Annotated in this window: 18 protein-coding genes and 1 pseudogene; 7 read left to right on the top strand and 12 right to left on the bottom strand. The window is 34.9% G+C overall.

Features of this window, described 5'->3' with window-relative positions; translation table 11 throughout:
- The first annotated feature begins 78 nt into the window (after positions 1-78).
- From JHL15_RS05480 to JHL15_RS05465, 4 genes are all read left to right on the top strand, one after another.
- Complete coding sequence (locus JHL15_RS05480; protein ID WP_200244005.1) at positions 79-927, top strand: alpha/beta hydrolase family protein; 849 nt, start codon at positions 79-81, stop codon at positions 925-927.
- Positions 928-941: 14 nt separating this feature from the next.
- Entirely contained in the window at positions 942-1,838 is an 897-nt protein-coding gene (locus tag JHL15_RS05475; RefSeq protein ID WP_200244003.1) for a helix-turn-helix domain-containing protein, read from the top strand.
- 67 nt (positions 1,839-1,905) lie between these two features.
- Positions 1,906-2,568: a hypothetical protein gene (locus JHL15_RS05470; protein WP_234047694.1), complete on the top strand. Its 663-nt coding sequence runs from the start codon at positions 1,906-1,908 to the stop codon at positions 2,566-2,568.
- Between the two features lie 22 nt (positions 2,569-2,590).
- Entirely contained in the window at positions 2,591-3,445 is an 855-nt protein-coding gene (locus tag JHL15_RS05465) for an arylamine N-acetyltransferase family protein (protein ID WP_200244001.1), read from the top strand.
- Positions 3,446-3,476: 31 nt separating this feature from the next.
- On the opposite strand, the gene JHL15_RS05460 is transcribed toward JHL15_RS05465, so the two are convergent.
- The 8 genes and pseudogenes from JHL15_RS05460 to JHL15_RS05425 form a co-directional block, all read right to left on the bottom strand.
- Positions 3,477-4,298, bottom strand: a complete 822-nt coding sequence (locus tag JHL15_RS05460; RefSeq protein WP_200243998.1) for a flavin reductase family protein — start codon at positions 4,296-4,298, stop codon at positions 3,477-3,479.
- A gap of 66 nt (positions 4,299-4,364) precedes the next feature.
- Positions 4,365-4,771, bottom strand: a pseudogene (locus tag JHL15_RS05455) (GxxExxY protein).
- 33 nt (positions 4,772-4,804) lie between these two features.
- The gene (gene fahA, locus JHL15_RS05450; protein ID WP_200243995.1) at positions 4,805-6,052 is read right to left on the bottom strand and encodes a fumarylacetoacetase; all 1,248 of its coding nucleotides are present in this window, start codon (positions 6,050-6,052) and stop codon (positions 4,805-4,807) included.
- A gap of 225 nt (positions 6,053-6,277) precedes the next feature.
- Entirely contained in the window at positions 6,278-6,733 is a 456-nt protein-coding gene (locus tag JHL15_RS05445; RefSeq protein WP_200243992.1) for a hypothetical protein, read from the bottom strand.
- A 71-nt stretch (positions 6,734-6,804) separates the two neighbouring features.
- Positions 6,805-7,935, bottom strand: coding sequence for a 4-hydroxyphenylpyruvate dioxygenase (gene hppD / locus JHL15_RS05440; RefSeq protein ID WP_200243989.1), 1,131 nt, complete (start codon positions 7,933-7,935; stop codon positions 6,805-6,807).
- 230 nt (positions 7,936-8,165) lie between these two features.
- A complete protein-coding gene (locus JHL15_RS05435) occupies positions 8,166-8,945 on the bottom strand; it encodes a hypothetical protein (protein ID WP_200243986.1) in 780 nt (259 codons plus the stop codon).
- A gap of 109 nt (positions 8,946-9,054) precedes the next feature.
- Entirely contained in the window at positions 9,055-10,329 is a 1,275-nt protein-coding gene (locus tag JHL15_RS05430; protein ID WP_200243983.1) for an acetyl-CoA hydrolase/transferase family protein, read from the bottom strand.
- 63 nt (positions 10,330-10,392) lie between these two features.
- Positions 10,393-11,544, bottom strand: coding sequence for a homogentisate 1,2-dioxygenase (locus JHL15_RS05425; RefSeq protein WP_200244469.1), 1,152 nt, complete (start codon positions 11,542-11,544; stop codon positions 10,393-10,395).
- A 117-nt stretch (positions 11,545-11,661) separates the two neighbouring features.
- Here JHL15_RS05425 and JHL15_RS05420 point away from each other — a divergent pair, with 117 nt between their 5' ends.
- Positions 11,662-13,731: a TonB-dependent receptor plug domain-containing protein gene (locus tag JHL15_RS05420; protein WP_200243982.1), complete on the top strand. Its 2,070-nt coding sequence runs from the start codon at positions 11,662-11,664 to the stop codon at positions 13,729-13,731.
- Between the two features lie 56 nt (positions 13,732-13,787).
- Positions 13,788-14,201: a thioredoxin domain-containing protein gene (locus tag JHL15_RS05415; protein WP_234047693.1), complete on the top strand. Its 414-nt coding sequence runs from the start codon at positions 13,788-13,790 to the stop codon at positions 14,199-14,201.
- Between the two features lie 155 nt (positions 14,202-14,356).
- Here JHL15_RS05415 and JHL15_RS05410 read toward each other — a convergent pair whose 3' ends face one another.
- Together JHL15_RS05410 and JHL15_RS05405 are read right to left on the bottom strand one after the other, a co-directional pair.
- Entirely contained in the window at positions 14,357-14,827 is a 471-nt protein-coding gene (locus tag JHL15_RS05410) for a cupin domain-containing protein (RefSeq protein ID WP_200243977.1), read from the bottom strand.
- Between the two features lie 2 nt (positions 14,828-14,829).
- Entirely contained in the window at positions 14,830-15,819 is a 990-nt protein-coding gene (locus JHL15_RS05405; RefSeq protein WP_200243975.1) for an NADP-dependent oxidoreductase, read from the bottom strand.
- A 91-nt stretch (positions 15,820-15,910) separates the two neighbouring features.
- Between JHL15_RS05405 and JHL15_RS05400 the strand changes: the two genes are divergently transcribed.
- The gene (locus tag JHL15_RS05400) at positions 15,911-16,297 is read left to right on the top strand and encodes a winged helix-turn-helix transcriptional regulator (protein WP_200243974.1); all 387 of its coding nucleotides are present in this window, start codon (positions 15,911-15,913) and stop codon (positions 16,295-16,297) included.
- A 138-nt stretch (positions 16,298-16,435) separates the two neighbouring features.
- Here the strand turns inward: JHL15_RS05400 and JHL15_RS05395 are convergent, their stop codons facing one another.
- Together JHL15_RS05395 and JHL15_RS05390 are read right to left on the bottom strand one after the other, a co-directional pair.
- Entirely contained in the window at positions 16,436-16,690 is a 255-nt protein-coding gene (locus tag JHL15_RS05395) for a DUF1304 domain-containing protein (RefSeq protein ID WP_200244468.1), read from the bottom strand.
- 100 nt (positions 16,691-16,790) lie between these two features.
- Positions 16,791-16,911: DUF1304 family protein (locus JHL15_RS05390; RefSeq protein WP_200243972.1), on the bottom strand; the 121-nt coding region annotated here is incomplete at its 5' end.

The following is a 16,911-nucleotide window of genomic DNA, read 5'->3' as shown; positions in this document are numbered from 1 at the left end:
TGATTTTCTTGCGCCTTAAAAAACACAAAGTAAAATGAAAATCTTGCGCCTTTGCGATTAACCAATAAGCAACAAAATATGGGACTCATTAAAAAACAGAATATTATCATTTCAAATCCTGAAACAAGGGATTTTCTTGCAGATGCTTACTATCCGGAAACCAATGGAAAACTTCCATTGGTGATTTTTGTTCACGGCTATAAAGGCTATAAAGATTGGGGAGCCTGGAATCTGATGGCTGAAAAATTTGCAAAGACAGGTTTTTTCTTTGTTAAATTTAATTCTTCTCATAATGGAACCACTGTAGAAGATCCTCATAATTTTGGAGACCTGGAAGCTTTTGGAAATAATAATTATTCAAAAGAACTTTCTGATCTGGGGGCTGTCATAGATTTTTTTAGTCAAGATAACAATGTGGATGATCAAAAGATCATTTTAGTAGGACATAGCAGGGGAGGTGGAATTTCTATTATAAAAACCTATGAAGATGAAAGGATCAATGGATTGATTACATTAGCAAGTGTAGATACTTTAGATCGTTTTCCAAAAGAAGCGGGATTGGGAAAATGGAAGAATGATGGCGTTTATTATGTTGTAAACGGAAGAACGAAACAGGAGATGCCTCATTACTATCAATTTTATGAGGATTTTGAAAAAGATGTACATCGTTTTGATGTGGAAAGAGCGATGGAAATGGCAAAAGCCCATGTGTTAATCATTCATGGAACAAACGATGAAAGTGTTCCTGTAAAAGAAGCTGAACATCTTCATATTCTGAACCCTAATTCTGAATTATTTTTAATAGAAAATGCAAATCATACATTTGGTGCAAAAGAGCCATGGGAAAGTGGGGAACTACCAACAGATCTTAATGTAGTGACTGAAAAGTGTATTGATTTCATTAACTTGAAAATGGAAACAATATAATCCTACTATGAAATATGACACTCATTCCTCAATATGATCCAGAGAACTTTCAGGCAGTGATAAAAAGCGATTCTGAAAAATCTACTCATAAAGAATCAGCGGATTTTTTCATTATTGAATTATCTCTTCAAAAAGATCAGTTGCAGTTGCCGTTTCTTCCTCATCGTCTTACAGTGAATGATTTTGTTTTTGTGAAAAAAGGGGAAGTGGTAAAAACAGTATGTTCAGATTCATATTCTATTCCAGAATCTACTCTCATGATGTTGCCTGCTTATAAGATAAGAACGATGGAAGTATTTTCTGAAGATGTAGAAGGTTATTACTGTCATTTTCCGGATGAACTTCTTTCAAGGGATAATGGTTTCAAAAACCTTCAGGAAATACTGAATTATTTGGATCTTAAAAATGATCATCGTATTGCCGTAACAGATAAAACAAAAGAGAATCTTCTCTTTATTTTAAAAAGAATGAAGGAGTCTTATATGCAAAATGATACAGATCTAATAAGTTCCTATCTACAAACTTTTTTAGCAGAGGTAAAATCTATCATACAGGATCTTCCTCCCATTATTCTTACGACTAATGAAACGACTGCTTTTCATTTTAGAAAAGCAATTACACAATATGTAAATTCAATTCACAGCATTCAGGAATATGCAGATATGCTTCACGTTTCTCCTAATCATTTGAATAAATCCGTAAAAATGGCAACGGGAAAAACAGCTTCTTCAATCATTAATGAAACCTTGACCATGGAGGCGAGATCCTTACTTTCAAATACTCAACTGAGTATTGCGGATATTGCCTTTTCTTTAGGAATTGAGGACCCCTCTTATTTCACCCGTTTTTTTAAGAAGCATTCTGGGGTTTCTCCCAATCAATATAGAAAAAGGATTGGTTTGTCCTATTAATTGCCTTATTTGTTCTATGTTCGGACTGGTTATCCTGCTGAAATTTGCAGTGTAATAGTTTGATAATATGAATTTTAAAATTTCACTGCTGTTTTTCTTAGGATATGCTGTTTTTGCTCAGGGTCAATTAAAAGACGGGGAAGGAGATAGAAATCCTCCTGTCGTTTTTGAAATCCTCACCGGAAATGCTGGAATTGCTTCACAGCTAAACATCAATAAAAATTTTAAAGATGTACCCGGTTTATCTTTTTTCAGTGTCAGCAATATTTCCTCAAAATGGAATGAGCAGAATGCTAAAGATGCGATGTCTCAATTCAATTTGGCGTATGAGTTTGTAAAGGGGTTCCGGTTGTTCGGAGGTATTCATTATACACCGTCAACGGGCTTACGACCAAGTGTTATGTTGTTATATTCCTACGTAAAAGAGGAAATTACTCTTGTTATTGGACCTAGAATTGATTTGGCAGATAATAGTAATCTGGAGGGTTTTGGAATGTTGGAATATAAACCTAAATTAAATGATCAATGGAAAATATATTCAAGACTACAGGGGTTATATGCGAGATCTGTAAAGAACGGGATTCATGCAAGAAGTTATTTAATGGTAAGAGCAGGACTGAGCTATAAAGACTATAGTTTCGGGATTGGAGCCAACTTTGATGCTTATGGACCAGAAAGGATTATAAAAAACAATTATGGGATTTTTGTAGCAGCAAGGCTTTTCAAATAAAATGAATTAAAAAAAATATACAATGGAAAATACAGAATTGAAAAAATATTTTGACAGAATACATTATTCTAAGAATGCAGACCCTACTATTGAAACTCTAAAAGATATCCACGCTCTGCAACCACAATACATTACCTTTGAGAATACAGATACCTATACTGGCCATGTTCCGAAGGTAGACTGGAAGTCTGTATTCACTAAATTGGTTATGCACAATAGAGGAGGATATTGCTATGAGCAAAATGTTTTGTTGAAAAATGTCCTTGAGACAATTGGCTTTGATGTCACAAGTCATCTTGGTAGAGTTTTGTGGGGTGGAAAAAAGGAGAGCAAATCTCCACGGACTCATATGCTACTTATTGTATCTTTTGAGGGTGAAAAGTACCTTGTTGATTCAGGGTTTGGTACAGTAACACTCACTTCACCATTGATTTTGGATTCTGAAGAACAACAAGTAACACCTAACGGAATTTTTACAATATCAAAAGAGAATCATATATATACTCTAACCTTAATAGCAGAGGATAAAATGCCAATCTATGAGTTTTCTTTGGAGTCTGTAGAACAGTCTGATGTAGAGGTGGCCAATTGGTATATTGCGACAAATCCGTCTTCCATATTCAGAGAAAATCTGATCGTGACTAAAGTTGATGGGATAGCCCGGTACACTTTGAATAATACATCTCTTAATATGCGTTACAATAACGGAGTAAGAGAAAATATTGATATTAATAATTATGAGGAATTGCTTATTCTGCTTGAAAATGTATTCCATATCAATATTCAAAATATAAATGATAAAGAATTGCTGATGAAAAAGTTTAATAGAGAAGTAGAGTTGACTGATGTTGGAGGAAATAAAAAAGATGGTTTTTAACCATCTTTTTTATTTTTTCATAGAGATCTTATCAAATAACTAGGATTCTCCAGGCTTCTTCAATGTTGTTTTCTAATAAAAGGTCTTGTGCCTTTTTATGAATATCTTCGTCCGCCTGGTAATTTCCCAATGGTAATATTTCTACATTAGCAAGCATTCCCAGATCATTTCCTGTAAAGATTTTGCTAAGTTTTATAGCATCAGGAAGAAGATCAAAGCCAATTCCTTTTGTTACCAAAGGCTTAGGAACTTCAAAAAGACTGTTTTCATTACTTCTAGAATACCAGTTTACTCCCAAGCGGGCTACCATATCAAGCTTTGCCTGATCCAAATTACCTTGCTCGTTCAGATATTCTTCTCTGATATGTATTTTCTGTACTTCACAAATAACCAGATTTCCAGCTCCTCCCTGATCTCCCAAAGGTTTTATCTCAAGTACTTTGCATTCAAAGTTGACAGGACACTCCTCAATAAGCTTAGGTTGTACTAAATCTGCATCTTTCATGGTGAGTCCGGACTTGACAAACTCATTTACACCACCTTCATATTCTGTTGAAGCTAAGGATATTTGTTGTACGATTGGGAAATTAACCGTTCCAATAACTACCTCCGGAACTTCTAAAACATTTTCCAGAGTATGCTTTGTGGTATTGTCACGAACTCTTCTTGATGGTGAAAAGATCAGGATAGGTGGAACCGTACTGAACATATTAAAAAAGCTGAATGGAGATAAATTAATAACACCATTTTTATCTACTGTAGACGCCAACGCAATTGGTCGTGGTGAAACAGCAGTCTGCATGATTGTTTGTAATTGAACAGCGGTTATTTCGGAGGGTATAACTGTTTTCATATTTTTGTATTAACTACAAAAGTCACAAAAGTTAATTTTAAAGAAATTAATTTAAATCATTTAAGTTCAAAAAAGCATATTGTAATATTGGTTTACAACAGTTTCCTGACCTTCATAATATAAATTTTTCACATTAAAATTAACTAATATGCCTTTGGGTTTTTTCATTAAATTAATATAGTTAAGAATTTGAGCACGATGAATATCATTTAATTCAACAACTGCTTTCAATTCTACAACAATGAGATCTTCAATTAAAAAATCACAAAAAAATCACATTTGAGCTCTTTTCCTTTGTAAATAACTGGGATTTTTAGCTCCGTTTCGAAACGGATATTTCGTAATTGTAATTCTTCCGCTAAGCACTTGTGATAAACGCTTTCTAATAAACCAGGACCTAAAATTTTGTGAACTTCTATGCAAGCTCCATTTACTTTATAAGTCAAATCGGTTAAGTAGGATTGCGTAATCATCAAATCTTTTGTGACTTTTGTGGTTAAGATTTTTTACAAAGTTGGAATTATTTTTCCACTAACTTCACCGAATCCCACTCTTACACCATCTTTTTCCGCCCACGCTTTCATTGTAACAGTATCATTGTCTTCAATGAATTTTCTTTCCTGACCATTTTTTAGCTGGATAGGGTTTTGTCCTTTCCAAGATAATTCAAGCATAGAACCAAACGATTTAGGATCACTTCCTGAAATAGTACCACTTGCATACAAATCACCAACTTCAAGGTTACAGCCATTTATGGTATGATGAGCCAACTGCTGTGTCATATTCCAATACATGAATTTATAATTACTTTCAACGATTAGATTTTCTTCTCCGTTCTCAGGCTGTAAGTAGACCTCAAGATTGATATCATAATTCTTGTCACCTTCAAATTTTAAGTAATCTAAAACTTCAGGATCCTGTACTGGAGAAGAGGTTCTGAAAGGAGCAAGAGCTTCTAAAGTAACTACCCACGGAGAAATAGATGAACCAAAGTTTTTACCTAAAAATGGCCCTAGTGGAACGTATTCCCAAGCCTGAATATCTCTTGCAGACCAGTCATTGAAAATAACCATTCCGAATATAGCGTCTTCTGCTTCTTTTGTAGAAACACTTTCGCCCATATCCGTATTTTTATTAATGATAAAAGCCATTTCTAGTTCAAAATCCAGTTGTTTGGAAGCTCCAAAGATTGGTTTTTCTGAATCAGCAGGTTTTGTCTGACCTTTTGGTCGGTTGATATCTGTTCCGGAAATAACGATTGAAGATGCTCTACCATGATAACCAACAGGTAAATGTTTCCAGTTAGGTAATAAAGCATTGGCTGGATCACGGAACATTTTTCCAACGTTTGTTGCATGTTCTATACTGCTGTAGAAATCCGTATAATTGGGAATATGAATAGGCATGATCATTCTTACTTTATCAAGATCATAAAAAGCTTCTTCTATTGTTTTCTGATCTTTTGATAAATTCGATCCTTCCTGTAATAATTCCTGAATTTTAGTACGAACGGCATTGGTAACCGGTTTTCCTAATTCGATAAATTCGTTTAAGGTATAAGCTTCAAAGACGTTGTCTTCAAGTCCTGTGATATCTTCAAAATAACCAAGATCATATAGGCTGGCAAGATCAACAACCTGATCTCCGATTCTTGTGCAACATCCAATATACTCTTTATTGAAAACAGCTACTCCAAAAGGAATATTATGTATAGAAAAGTCTGAATTTGAGGAATACTCTACAAATGATTTCATAAGATTGTAATTTAATTGAGATTAATAAATCTGTTAAAATTTGGGTTTCAATATCTCAAGTGGCCGTAGCAGAAAAGCGAAGTTTTCCAACTAAATATTCTTAAAACTCATCAGCATTCTTAATGGTCGAATTAACATCATTAAGGCTGATTAAAATTGAGATATCAAATAAATTACTTTCTCACTACGCTCCCCGCAATAACGAGCGCCCTCAAGATATTTATATTATTTTTTTGAATAAGAGGCTTCATCAATCCACCTGTCCTTAGTATTAACGTCGATCAGGTACAGGATATTATCTTGTCTTGTTAATAATAAAGTTTTTGTAACCGGAATAGGAACTTTTTTACCTTCAAGAATATTAGCTCTCAAAGAAACAATATTCTTTTTTCTGATGATATCTCCTGTGAAAACATTTGAACTGCTTTCGCCAGTAGCTTTATCATCGAAAACTTCTACATACGTTGCATTGTTTCCTTTAATGATAATAAAATCCCTCTCTGTATGGTCATCAGCATCTTTGATAAAAACAAACTTTTTGTCGTCTATATTTACGTTTTCCAGATGTTGATTGATGCCTTTTCTTTCTTCAAGTCTGTTAAGAATTTCATTAAGTGTTCCATACTGAGCTTTTACGCCTAAGGCACTGAAAAATAAAATTCCAAATACAATTTTTTTCATAGTAAGTGTTTTAAAAAAAAGTTTTGTCAAGACTTTGTATCCTGACAAAACTTAGTATTTATTTCTGTGGATTAAAGATTTCCTCTTTTATCCTGCTCTCTTTCTAATGCTTCAAATAATGCTTTGAAGTTACCAGCTCCGAAGCTTTGTGCACCATGTCTTTCAATAATTTCAAAGAAAAGAGTAGGACGGTCTTCTACTGGTTTTGTAAAGATCTGTAAAAGGTATCCTTCCTCATCATGATCAATAAGTATTCCTAAATCTTGTAATTTCTTAAGATCTTCATCAATATGCCCAACTCTTTCAGGAACCATATCATAATATGCTTCTGGTGGAGCAGAAAGGAACTCTACACCTCTTTTTTTAAGTTGTGTTACCGTATGAATAATGTCTTTTGTTGCCACTGCGATATGCTGAACACCTTCACCTTCATAGAAATCAAGATATTCCTCTACCTGAGATTTTTTCTTTCCTTCTGCAGGCTCGTTGATAGGGAATTTAGCAAATCCGTTTCCGTTTGACATTACTTTAGACATCAATGCTGAATACTCTGTATTGATCTGTTTGTCATCAAAAGAAAGAATGTTTACAAATCCCATTACTTTTTCATACCACTCTACAGTTGGAAGCATTCTGTTCCAATCTACATTTCCTACACAATGGTCTACATATAGTAATCCAGCATCTTCAGGCTGATATGCACTTTCCCATTTTTCGTATCCAGGCATGAAAGGTCCAGTGTAATTTTTTCTTTCTACAAACATGTGAACAGTTTCTCCGTAAGTATAAATTCCGGACATTCTTACTTCACCATGTTCGTCAGTTAAAGTTACAGGCTCTAAATAAGGTTTACCACCTCTTTTTGTAGTTTCCTCAAAAGCTTTGTAAGCGTCATCCACCCAAAGTGCTAAAACTTTTACTCCATCTCCGTGTTTTTTTACATGTTCGTTGATTGGTGATTCAGAGGTAAGTCCCGTCGTTAAAATTAATCTTATTTTTCCCTGTTGAAGAACATAAGAAGCACGATCCCTTACTCCTGTTTCAGGACCAGCATATGCTACAGACTGAAAACCAAAAGCGGTTTTATAAAAATGAGCAGCCTGTTTAGCATTTCCTACATAGAACTCAATGTAATCTGTGCCATTAATTGGCAAAAAATTCTCTGCTTGAGCAATTTTTTCGGCAAATGTAAGTGTTGACATATTTTCTTTTTACTTTTATTTTTATAGGTATGCAAATTACAAAAATCTTAGATATGGCAAAAGTATTAATAGGAAATCCTTAAGGACGCTTAACATAGGCTTAAAGAAAAGTTCATTTAAGTATGTTTAAGTTTATTGTGTTACAATTCGGTTATCTACATTTGTAATACAAAGACAAGTGAAAAGAAGATATTTTCGAAAATTTGAAAGCTGTAGATATTCTACAGCTTTCATTTTTTATTGTTGAGTCTACCTGCATCAGGATTATAATTATCCCATATTTTCCAGACATTATCTATTTTTCTGATGAAGTAGATTTGGGTATTAAGCTGATTTACAAAATTTTCCTCCCCGGTCTCGCCAACCTTGAATAAGAGGTTCCAGAATTCCTGAGTTTCCAGGATCTTTTTATCAGGCTCATCCGTTACCATATGAATGTCGAAAACCTCAAAGTTGGAGCGGTTATTTTTGGTGACCAATTGAAATTGCCTGTCACATAATTCCTTACTAAAATGGGTTGCTCTTTCAAGAAAGGGAGAATCATCAAAAACAAGTTCTTTAAAGAGCTGGGTATTATGTTCAGGAAATTTTTTATAGAATTCAAAAGCGGTTGAACAATATTGGTAAACAATATTGCTAAAGAACGCCTCATCATCGGAATCACTATCTTGTTTTTTCTCTCTAACGAACTGAATGTAGGCGTTTAGGTCTTTGAATCCCAAAAAGATACAGATCTTGTCCAATGTTTTCAGAAAACGAAGGTCATTATGAGTCTTATCCTGATAATCATTTTCAAAAAAACGCTGTAAGGTAACATGGGAAATCGTATTTCCGATTTCAAATTTTTTGCCGCCCTTCAGTTCTTCAGATTCAGATAGCTGATCTTTTATAATTTCGGAAAGAATGATATAGTGACTTCTTTTCCAGTCTCTCACATTCCCCAAAACAGAATTTTTAATCTTGGAATGTTTTACTATTTCTTCCCTAATAGAGTTATATATGGTTTTCAATTTCCTTACTTTAGAAGGGGTTTATCAAAAATGTTGCCAAAGACTTATGTTGCCTTTTGCTTATCCCTTTTTGTTCAGTAAACAAGCGGTTTTCCCTGAGTAAAATAATTTAATGTTTAAACCTTTCGAAAGCTGCCTGCTCTAACATTTCCCTATCATCCGGATGAGCAATACTGATCAGTTCCTGTGCTCTTTGACGTAGATTTTTTCCATATAAGTAAGCGGTTCCATATTCTGTAACCACATAATGAATATGTCCTCTTGTCGTCACAACACCGGCTCCTTGCTTCAAATAAGGAACAATCCTTGAAATCCCTTTTTTGGTTCTAGAAGTAATCGCAATAATTGGTTTTCCTCCCTCGCTTAAAGCGGCTCCTCTCATGAAATCCATTTGTCCTCCGATACCGCTGTATTGTAAAGTTCCTATAGAATCGGCACAAACCTGTCCTGTCAAATCAATTTCAATAGCAGAATTAATAGCAACCATTTTTTTGTTCCGCATGATATTGATAGGGAAGTTTACGTCACTTACATCCTTAAATGCAAAAACGGTGTTATCATCTACATAATCATAGAGCTTTCTGGTTCCAAAACAGAAACTGGTTATTGTTTTATTATCGTTGTAACCTTTGTATTTGTTGTTGATCACATCATTTTGAATGAGATCTATTACTCCATCACTTAGCATCTCAGTATGAATACCCAAATCTTTATGATTTCCCAAACATTTTAAAACGGCATCAGGAATTGTTCCGATACCCATTTGGATAGTAGATTTATCGTCAATAAGTTCAGCTACATTTTTTCCAACCAACATTTCTTCAGGACCTACTTTTGATCCATAATCTACCGTAGGCAATTCCTCTTCATGCCATACCAGTTTATTGATCCTGCTGATGTGAATCATCCCATCTCCATGCGTTCTTGGCATTAATGGATTTACGATGGCAACAATTATTTTAGCAGTATCTACAGCAGCTCTGGCCACGTCTACTGAGGTACCTAATGTACAAAAACCGTGTTTGTCTGGAGGAGAAACAGTAATAAGTGCTACGTCCAAAGGCAGGATGTTATTCCTGAATAAAATAGGAATCTCACTTAAAAAAACAGGCACGAAATCTCCTCTTTCGGAATTTACCGCTTCTCTTACGGGTGTGGAAACAAACAGCGAATTGACAAAAAAGCTGTCTTTGTATTGTGGCTTTGCAATCTCAACGTTTCCCTGCTGGGTAATGGATACCATTTCCACGTTTTCTAATCTGTGAGACTGTCTTGCTAATTCATCAATAAGATAATTGGGTGTACATGCACTTCCGTGGAAAAATACCCGATTACCACTCTTTACTGTATATACGGCTTCCTCTGCACTAATATAATTGTACATATTGATTTTTTTTGAAATAATATTTATCGACTGTTGTTTACAGTCATCTGTGTCTTTTGCTGTTTATTCCAACCAGGATGTTTTATAAGTTGGGTCTTCTACTTTCATAGCCTCCTCTGTGATTTTTAAAGGACGGAACGGATCCACCATCACAGCATATTCTTCGGTGAATTTTTTACCGATACTTCTTTCCATTGCCCCTGGGTGTGGGCCATGAACGATTCCTCCAGGATGTAAACTGAAATCCATAAGATCTACGTGATTACGGCTCATAAAGTCTCCTTCAGTGTAGAATAAAACCTCATCAGAATCTATATTGGAATGGTTGTATGGTGCAGGGATTGCTAATGGATGGTAATCATACATTCTTGCACAGAAAGAGCATACTACGAAATTATGTCCTTCAAAATTTTGGTGAATCGGAGGTGGTTGGTGTATTCTTCCGGTTATAGGCTCAAAGTTTTTGATATTAAATTTATAAGGGTAGAAGTAACCGTCCCAACCAACTACATCAAAAGGATGTGTTGCATAAATGAAATCGGTGATCTGATTTTCTTTTTTTACTTTAATTAAAAACTCTCCTTTTTCATCTTTCGGTTCAACGAATGTCGGTGCGATGATGTCTCTCTCACAAAATGGAGAATGTTCTAAAAGCTGCCCGAATTCATTTCTGTAACGTTTTGGAGTATAAATTGGAGAATGACTTTCCAGTACGAAAAATACAGTGTTTTCAGAATGAAGTTCTACTTGGTAGATTGTTCCTCTTGGTATAATAAGATAGTCACCTGTTGAGAAATCCAGATTACCAACAAATGTTTTTAGAACTCCGCTTCCTTCATGAACAAATAAAAGTTCATCACATTCTGCATTTTTATAGAAATAGTCAGTAGATTTTCTAGGTTTTGATAATCCCATTTTAAGGTCGTTATTCACCAAAAGAAACTTTCTGCTGTCCAGAAAATCATCCTCAGGAGTTACCTGCATGCCCTTAAACATTCTGGGAGTTACATTTTTTTCAACCGCAATTTTAGGTGTCACATCTTTTGCTGTTCCTATAGATTTGATCTGAGTAGGGCGGTGAATATGATAAAGCAAAGAAGAGATGCCATGAAAACCTTCCGTTCCGAAAAGTTGTTCATAGTAGAATTTATCTTCAGGAGATTTAAAAATCGTATGTCTTTTCTGTGGGATGTTCCCGGAATGGTTATATCTCATTTTACCTTTATATTTTCTCAAATTTAATAATTTTTGACGAATTATTTTAAAGGATATTTATCATAAAGTTTTTTGTTTCGAAAATAATTGTTAGATTTGCCTAACAATTATTATTTCATGAAGCGAATATTATTTTCTGTTGTACTTTTATCTTCTTATTGTTTCTCTCAGGAAACAGATAGTTTACATTTAAATCAAAACCTTAAGCCTGATTCTATTACTGTTACAAAAAAAGAAATCAAAACCAAATTAATTGATGATGTTGTAGTTACTGGTACCATAAAGCCAATAAGTCGGTCTAAAAGCCCGGTAGCTGTGGAAATTTATAGCCAGAAATTTTTCCAGAAGAATCCGACTCCTAATATTTTTGAAGCCATTTCTATGGTGAATGGTGTACGTCCTCAGTTGAACTGTTCTGTATGTAATACAGGAGATATCCATATTAACGGTCTTGAAGGACCATACACAATGATTCTGATTGATGGGATGCCTATTGTAAGTTCATTATCCACAGTATATGGATTAAGTGGAATTCCCAATAGCCTGGTAGACAGGATAGAAGTAGTGAAGGGCCCCGCTTCATCTATTTATGGCTCGGAAGCGATGGGAGGCGTAATCAATATCATCACAAAAAATGCATTAACAGCTCCTAAATTAAGTCTGGATGTCATGACAAGTACCTGGAGTGAGGATAACATAGATTTATCAACCAAGTTCAATGTGGGAAAGAAAGCTGCTTCTTTATTAAGTCTGAATTATTTCAATTTTACTAAAAGGATAGATCAGAACAAGGATAATTTTACGGATGCTACTCTTCAGAATAGGATTTCTGTCTTTAATAAATGGAATTTTCAGAGAAAGGAAAACAGATTGGCAAGCTTAGCACTACGGTATTTATATGAAGACCGTTTTGGTGGTGAAATGCAATGGACAAAAGCTGACAGGGGAGGAGATAAAGTGTATGGGGAAAGTATTTATACCAATAGAGTAGAAGCTTTGGGAGTGTATCAGTGGCCATTGAAAGAACAGATCATTACTCAATTCTCTTATAATTACCATAATCAGGATTCTTTTTATGGGACAAATCCCTATGATGCCAAGCAGAAAGTGGCTTTCGTTCAGACGTATTGGGATAGAAAATTTGGAAATCATGATCTGATCTTGGGAGTTACATACAAAAGAACATTTTATGATGATAATACTCCCGGAACTTCGTCAGCGGATGGACTTACCAATGAACCTATGAAGTCTCCGATTTTAGGAGCTTTTATTCAGGATCAATGGGAACTCGATTCTAAAAACACAATATTGCTAGGCTACAGATACGATTATGACAGAATTCATCATTCTGTACATTCACCAAGATTTGCATGGAAATTTTCTCCCAATCCTTATCACACACTCCGGTTTAATTTTGGAACCGGGTTTAGGGTTGTGAATTTATTTACGGAAGACCACGCAGCATTAACGGGTTCCCGGGAAGTAGTTATAAAATCTGATCTAAAGCCTGAAAAATCAATCAATGGAAATTTAAATTATATCTGGAAAATTCCAGTAGGCAATCGCCTGATTAATCTCGATGCCTCTGCATTTTATACCTATTTCAGTAATAAGATTGTAGGTGATTTTGATACAGATCCGGATAAAATTATTTATGATAATCTTCATGGATATGGTATTTCCAAAGGAGCTTCGATGAATGTAGACTTTAGTTTTAGTTTTCCTCTTAGTGTTAATCTGGGAGTGACCTATCTTGAAGTGTTTCAGAAATTAGATGGTGAAAATGCTAAAGTTCAGCAGCTGCATGCCCCGAAATGGAGCGGAACTTACAGTCTGACCTATAAATTCCCGAATGCTTTAACGGTGGATTTTACAGGTCAGTTTTATGGACCCATGAGATTACCTGTTTTACCGGATGATTTCCGCCCTGAGTATTCACCCTTCTATTCGTTGGCTAATATCCAGGTTTCAAAAGCCTTTAAATCTGGATTTGAAGTGTATTGTGGAATTAAAAACCTTTTCAATTTTACACCCAAAGATCCTTTAATGCGACCTTTTGACCCGTTTGATCAACATGTAAATGACCCTATTAATAATCCAAATAATTACAAATTCGATACTGCTTATGGGTATGCACCTATGCAGAGAATTCGTGGATTTTTTGGAATAAGATATACTTTGAAATGAAAATATTTTCGATTTTATTTTTAATGTTAGTGCCCTACTTTTGTCTTTCTCAAAAGATGAGAGAGGGCACTTTTTCTGAACTGGAAACGTTGCATGACGGACATCCCAAACCTGTCATTATTCATCTGTATACAGGCTGGTGTGCCATTTGTAAAATTGAATCTTTTAATCTGAATAAAGATAAAGATCTAGTCAATCTGATTAATGATCACTTCTATTTTATCAATTTTGAAGCGGAAAAGACTAAGGACAAGATCCGTTTTGAGGGGAAGGAGTTTAACTATCTTCCAAATGGAAATTCCGGGATCCACGAATTGGCTTTAGCATTATCTAAAAATAAAAGTCAGCCCGTTTATCCACTATGGATCATATTGGATGCTGATCAGAATTTGGTGTATTATCATGAAGGAGAGTTTAAACCTGAATTGATGAAGAAGAAGCTTGCAGAAATATCTAATACTTATAATTAATATTTCTCTCGCAGATTGAGCAGATGACGCAGATTTTTGATAATGATCTATTGAATCCGCGAGAATTTTTTAATATTAAAATTATTCAATCGGTTATACCACGAGAAATCATTTCAATCTTTAAATAATTAAATTCTTAAATCTTTCAATCACTCTCACTCTTCTGCACCAATCAATACTGCCAGTTGAATACAAGGCTCATCGGAACGATTGCTCCATGCGTGGTTCGTTCCCCGCTGTATTACAATATCTCCGGTTTTAAGAAGCGTTTCACCTTCTTCCATGATCAGATAGAGTTCACCAGACAAAATAATGATATAGTCTAAAGTCTGAGTCTGATGCATCATTGGATGAGGTTCTCCGACCTTAGATTCAACTCCGAGATCTTTATCAGGTGGAATTACTACATATCGAAAATAAGTTCCGTTTTTTGGAGTCTGGGGAAATCCGGTATTGGGAATGGGAATTTCAAAATCCAGATTTGCCGGAGTTTTTTGTGTATTCCATAAATCTGAAATAATCAATCCAGGTAGATGCTCTACCACATTTTCTACCCTTTGATCTTCAACAATAGTTGATTTTCCGTTTTGAATTCCTGTAACGATGGGTCTTGGTATTTTGTTCATAATTAATGAGTCATAATTAATTTATTTCCCTGAGTAAGATTCTTTTTGAGTATTTGATGGGCTTTGAGGACTGTTTCCAGAGATAGGTTTCCAATTATCCTGTATTTGGGTGGGGCAATCAGTTGTTCCTCAATGAGATTGGAGATTTGTGTTAAACTGTTTTTATAATAATCATAGTTCCTTGTCATGCTATAGGTGTAGTTGGAAATGTTCATAATGATATTTCCTTTATTGAATAGAGTTTCCTTTGCATCTTTGCTGATTAGGGCAGTAACATCTACATACATCCCGTGGACCTTTAATACTTCTGCGGTTATTTCAGACATGGAGTTGCCAACAAGATCAACTCCTATGTCAAAAAGCTGATCACCATTTGCTTGAATTAATTTTTCTACGAGATCATCTTCCTTGTAATTAATGATCTGATTATTCTGAAGCCCCATTTCTAATAGTAGCATTCTGTTTTCTTCAGATCCTACAGTTGCAACGATATTTTTGAAATGATTAGCAATTAAAAGTTTGACAAAAAAAGATCCTACACCACCAGTTGCACCTGTAACCAATATAGTATCAGTAAGCTTTAGCTGTAAACGGTTAAAAGTTTGTAAAGCGGTCATTCCAACGGATGGAATAGCGGCAGCCTGCTCAAATGAGATGTTTTTAGGTTTTAAAGCCACGATAGCCTCTGGTACAGTTATGTATTCAGCATAGGAACCATTGCTTCCCATGGAACCACTGCCACAAAATACCTCATCGCCGATTTCAAATTGAGAAACATTTGCGCCTTTTCCAACAATAATTCCTGAAAGTTCTCGTCCTAGAATCGGAGAACTTATTAGTTTTCGTTCAAGCTCATTTTCAAGCATCTGATAGTCGATTGGGTTAAACCCACTTGCTTTTATTTGAATTAAAACCTCATTGCTTTTTGGTTGGGGTCTTTCAGTCCATCCATCTTGCAATTGAAAATCTTTATTCAATGTTACTGTTTTCATTGTATTGAATTTTAAGACAAATGTAGATGGAGAATAGTTTATATTTGCTACTAGTTAACTATTGGTAACTAGTAACTTTAAGGATACTATTATGTCAAAAATTATAGAAAACGGAGTAGAACGTGAAGCGACATGCACAGAAGAATTATTTGCTATGCGTGATAGTCTGGATGTTTTGGGAGGGAAATGGAAGTTGATGATCTTACGGTATTTAACCAACCGTACAGATCAGTTAATTCATTTTAAAAAGCTCCAGAGAGGAATTGATGGTATTTCAGCAAAAATGTTGAGCAAGGAATTGAAAGAGCTGGAAATCAATTTGCTGATTACCCGTACCATCCAGGACACAAAACCAATTACGGTAAGGTATGCCGTGACTGATTATGGAAAGTCTGTACTTCCTGTTACAGAAACCTTAGTGAATTGGGGGATTATTCATCGGGAAAAAATTAAACAATCGATGGGAGATCTGAAGTGATTAAAAGATTGGGGGGACTTCTGTGCATTATATGAGATAGGGAAATATTGTTATATTATTAATTTCCCACAGATTTCACAAATAACACGGATTCAAATATTAAAAATCTGTGTCATCCGTGAAATCTGTGGGAAAGAATTATTTCAAAAGTACAGCGATGATCGCTAAAATAGCTGGTAAAGGCTGAACAAAAAATATTCTTTTTGTTGCAGAGATAGCCCCATAAATTCCGGCAATCGCTACACAACCAAGAAAAAAGAGCGCAATATTCGTTTGCCATTCTGCATCTTTAATAAAGAAAGTCCAGATCAATCCTGCAGCAAGAAAGCCATTTAAAAGATTGAAAAATTTAAAGATTAAAAGATTGGGGGACTTATGTGTTTTATATGAGATAGGGAAATACTGTTATATTGTTAATTTCCCACAGATTTCACAAATAACACGGATTCAAATATTAAAAATCTGTGTCATCCGTGAAGTCTGTGGGAAAGAATTATTTCAAAAGTACAGCGATGATCGCTAAAATAGCTGGTAAAGGCTGAACAAAAAATATTCTTTTTGTTGCAGAGATAGCCCCATAAATTCCGGCAATCGCTACACAACCAAGAAAAAAT

This window comes from Chryseobacterium paridis (genome assembly GCF_016595215.1).
In the GTDB taxonomy this organism is placed as follows: domain Bacteria; phylum Bacteroidota; class Bacteroidia; order Flavobacteriales; family Weeksellaceae; genus Chryseobacterium; species Chryseobacterium paridis.
Note: the sequence above shows the minus strand (reverse complement) of the source record. Positions and strands in the feature narration are given on the sequence as shown.